This is a genomic window from Streptomyces sp. NPDC059668, assembly GCF_042734135.1.
Taxonomy (GTDB): Bacteria; Actinomycetota; Actinomycetes; order Streptomycetales; family Streptomycetaceae; genus Streptomyces.
The window spans coordinates 1-3,839 of record NZ_JBHWEL010000001.1; the positions used below are offsets into that span (position 1 = coordinate 1).

Sequence of the window (3,839 nt, forward strand, 5' to 3'; positions counted from 1 at the left end):
CTACCAGGACCGGGTCCAGTACGCGGTCGTCGGAGACACCGGACCCCGCCGCATCATCGGCGAGGCCTCGTACGCCACCGCCAAGGCGCTCGGTATCCGCGCCGACCCGCGCGACGGCGGGACGCCCTCCGGGGTCACGTACATCGCCTTCAAGAACTCCATGGTGAAGCCCATCGAGGACCACGCGGCCGCCGTGGCCGAGGGCGAACGACTGGCCAGTCGGTTCCTGCGGGACGAATGAGTCGGGAGTCCCTGTCCTCGGCTCCGGTGGGGCGGCCGCAGGTGTCGCGCCGTCGCGGGGAAGGAGGCCGCTCCCACGAGGGTGCGCCGGACGGGGAACCCCCGGGAGTGGACCCGGGGGCTCCGGAATCGGGACTCCGGCACCGGCGCCTGAACCGAGATTCCGGAGTCGAGGCTCCGACACCGGTACCGGCTCCTGAATCGAGGCTCCGGCACCGGTGCCGGCTTCGGCTCCGGTCATCGAACGGCGGGCTCCGACTCGCCCCCGTACAAAGCCCGCCCGACGTTCTCGTCGCCGGACTGCCTCACGCCCTCCGGATTCACGCCTTCCGGTACGTGTACGCCTCGGCGGCCGCCGCCTCGACGGCCGCGAGGTCCGCTCCCGCCGAGGCCGTGACGACCGCGGCCACCGCGCCCTCGACGAAGGGCGCGTCCACCAGGCGGGTGTTGCCGGGCAGTTCGTCGCCCTCCGCGAGGAGGGCCTTCACCGTGAGCACCGCGCTCCCCAGATCCATGAGGACGGCCACCCCGGCACCACGGTCCACGGAGGCGGCCGCCGCCGAGATCAGTTCGGCGCTGGTGCCGAGGCCACCGTCCGCCGTGCCGCCGGCCGGGGCGACGGGCGCGATCGTGCCGCCGCCCGCGAGCCCGGTCGCCAGTTCGGCGACCGAAGTGGCGACGGCGGCGCTGTGCGAGACGAGCACGATGCCGACGAGCGGCTCCGCGGTGTTGCCGGAGTCACTCACCGGACGCCTCCACCAGTGCGCCGATCAGCAGCGACGACGAAGTGGCGCCGGGATCCTGATGCCCGATGCTGCGCTCGCCCAGATAACTCGCCCTGCCCTTGCGGGCCTGCAACGGGATCGTGGCGGCGGCGCCCTCCTCCGCGGCCGAGGCCGCGGCGGCGAAGGAGTCGGAGAGCGCGTCCACCGCGGGGACCAGCGCGTCGATCATCGTCTTGTCGCCGGGTGCGGCCCCGCCCAGCGCCATGACCGCGTCGACACCCGCCCGCAGCGCGTCGCCGAACTGTTCCTCGGAGACCTCGGCGGCGTCCCCGAGAGCCTTTCCCGTGCGGCGCAACAGGGTGCCGTACAAGGGCCCCGACGCGCCGCCGACGGTGGAGATCAGCTGGCGTCCGGCGAGCGTGAGGACGGCGCCGGGGGTGTCCGGCGCGTCCTTCTCCAGCACGTTCACCACGGAGGTGAACCCGCGCTGCAGATTGCTGCCGTGGTCGGCGTCACCGATCGGCGAGTCCAGGGCCGTGAGCCGTTGCGCCTCACGGTCCACCGACGCGGCGGTCGCCGTCATCCAACGGCGGAAGAAATCGGCGTCGAGCACAGAATCTCCTTGCGTGGTACCAACGTTGGGGCGATGAGATGGGTCGTGGGCGTGGCCGCCGTCATGTCGGCGGCCTTGGCGACGGCGGTGGCCGCGGCCGTGGTCGTGGTCCGGGTCTGCCGGGCGGTGCGCCGGCTCACACGCCCCAGCGCAGCCCCGGTGTCCTCACCGGCGCGTCCCACAGTCGCAGCAGTTCCTCGTCCACCTGGCACAGCGTCACCGAGGCACCGGCCATGTCCAGCGAGGTGACGTAGTTGCCGACCAGCGTGCGCGCGACGGGGATCCCGCGCTCGCCGAGCACCCGCTGCACCTCCGCGTTGAACCCGTACAGCTCCAGGAGCGGGGTCGCCCCCATGCCGTTGACCAGCACGAGGACGGGATTGCGCGGGTTCAGGTCCTCCAGGATCGCGTGCACCGAGAAGTCGGCGATCTCGCGCGAGGTCATCATCGCGCGCCGCTCCCGGCCCGGCTCGCCGTGGATGCCGACGCCCAGTTCCAGCTCCCCGGGCGGCAGGTCGAAGGTGGGGCTGCCCTTGGCCGGAGTGGTGCAGGCGGCGAGCGCGACACCGAAGCTCCGGGAGCTCTCGTTGACCTGACGGGCCAGCGACTCCACCCGCTCCAGCGGGGCACCCTCCTCGGCGGCGGCGCCCGCGATCTTCTCCACGAACAGCGTCGCGCCCGTGCCGCGCCGGCCGGCCGTGTAGAGACTGTCGGTGACGGCGACGTCGTCGTTGACCAACACCTTGGCGATCTGGATGCCCTCGTCCTCGGCGAGTTCCGCCGCCATGTCGAAGTTCAGCACGTCACCGGTGTAGTTCTTCACGATGAACAGCACACCCGCTCCGCTGTTCACGGCGGCGGCGGCCCGCAGCATCTGGTCCGGCACCGGGGAGGTGAAGACCTCGCCCGGACAGGCCGCCGACAGCATTCCGGGACCGACGAAACCGCCGTGCAGGGGCTCATGACCCGATCCGCCACCGGAGACGAGGCCGACCTTTCCGGCCACCGGGGCGTCACGCCGTACGATCACGCGGTTCTCGACATCCACCGTGAGGTCCGGGTGCGCGGCCGCCATACCCCGTAGCGCGTCCGCGACCACCGTCTCCGCCACGTTGATCAGCATCTTCATGGGTACCTCCTGGTGAGCGTAAGAGTGGAGCCCGTGACCTGCGTTCTCGCCTGTTCGTTGGGCATGGAGGGCGTTCGGTTCCGGCGGATCGTCGGTGCTGAGGGCTCGTCACTGCGAAGTATCGGTCTTGGAAGGGCGATGGTCACGTGTACCGACACGCTCGGGTCGGTTCGGGTCGCCCACCGGCCGGTCCGGACAGGCCTTCGTGCCCCCGCCGTCCGGGACGCGGGTCCCTGAAGGGCACGTCGCCGTTCCTCCGTGGACCTGTCCGTGATCGATGACAAAGGGATCCGGCGGTGGCTTTCCCCCGTCCTGACGGGTGCGCGGGAACGAACGACTAGAGGGCAAGGGGCGGGACGGACATGGTGTGGCGTGGCGGGCTGGGATGGTACGGCCGGGTACTCGCGGCGGCGGTCGGCCTGACGGCGGTCGCCGTCACCACGTCGGTGTGGAGCGCGCAGGCGGGGCCCGTCGAGAGCCGGCCCGAGCGTCCGGAATCCTCGGCCCGCCCTTGGGCGCCGAGCGCCCAGGGCCCCGCGAGAGCGCCGATGCCGGTGAGCATCGCCCATGCCTCGGACCGCGGCGCGCGTGGCGTCAACATCACCGTCGACGACGGACCGGACCCGGTCTGGACACCGCGGGTGCTGGACGTGCTGCGGGAGTACGGGGTGAAGGCCACGTTCTGCATGGTGGGGACCGAGGCGCGGGCCCACCCGGACCTCGTGAAGAAGGTGGTCGCGGCCGGGCACCGGCTGTGCGACCACACCGTGTCGCACGACACCGCCATGGACACCAAGTCCGAGTCGTACCAGTCCCGGCAGATCCTGGACGCCGAACGCATGATCACCAAGGCGTCCGGGGGCGTCCGGCCGATGTACTACCGGGCCCCCGGCGGCGCCTTCACGCCGTACAGCCGCAGACTGGCCGCCTCGCGGGGGATGCGGCCGCTCGGCTGGAACGTCGACTCCAAGGACTTCGAGCGGCCCGGCACCGACGTCCTGGTCGCCACCGTCAAACAGGAGATCTGCAACGGCCCGACCGTCCTCTTCCACGACGCGGGCGGCGACCGCTCCCAGACGGTCGCCGCCCTGCGCGAGATCCTGCCGTGGCTGAAGGAGCGGGGGTACGCCTT

Annotated in this window: 5 protein-coding genes; 2 read left to right on the forward strand and 3 right to left on the reverse strand. The window is 71.9% G+C overall.

Features of this window, described 5'->3' with window-relative positions; all coding sequences use genetic code 11:
* The coding region (locus ACFV2J_RS00005) for a glycoside hydrolase family 75 protein (RefSeq protein WP_385436691.1) at positions 1-241 on the forward strand (241 nt) is incomplete at its 5' end.
* Positions 242-560: 319 nt separating this feature from the next.
* Here ACFV2J_RS00005 and ACFV2J_RS00010 read toward each other — a convergent pair.
* From ACFV2J_RS00010 to dhaK, 3 genes are all read right to left on the reverse strand, one after another.
* Positions 561-986 carry a PTS-dependent dihydroxyacetone kinase phosphotransferase subunit DhaM gene (locus ACFV2J_RS00010; RefSeq protein ID WP_385436693.1) on the reverse strand — a complete coding sequence of 142 codons (426 nt, stop codon included), beginning with the start codon at positions 984-986 and terminating at the stop codon, positions 561-563.
* The gene (gene dhaL / locus ACFV2J_RS00015) at positions 979-1,578 is read right to left on the reverse strand and encodes a dihydroxyacetone kinase subunit DhaL (protein ID WP_385436695.1); all 600 of its coding nucleotides are present in this window, start codon (positions 1,576-1,578) and stop codon (positions 979-981) included. The genes ACFV2J_RS00010 and dhaL overlap by 8 nt, the downstream gene beginning before the upstream one ends.
* A gap of 136 nt (positions 1,579-1,714) precedes the next feature.
* Positions 1,715-2,707 (reverse strand): dihydroxyacetone kinase subunit DhaK, encoded by a 993-nt coding sequence (dhaK, locus tag ACFV2J_RS00020; RefSeq protein WP_385097910.1) that lies wholly within the window; start codon positions 2,705-2,707, stop codon positions 1,715-1,717.
* 362 nt (positions 2,708-3,069) lie between these two features.
* On the opposite strand from dhaK, the gene ACFV2J_RS00025 reads away from it, so the two are divergent.
* On the forward strand, positions 3,070-3,839 hold a 770-nt coding region (locus ACFV2J_RS00025; RefSeq protein ID WP_385436697.1), incomplete at its 3' end, for a polysaccharide deacetylase family protein.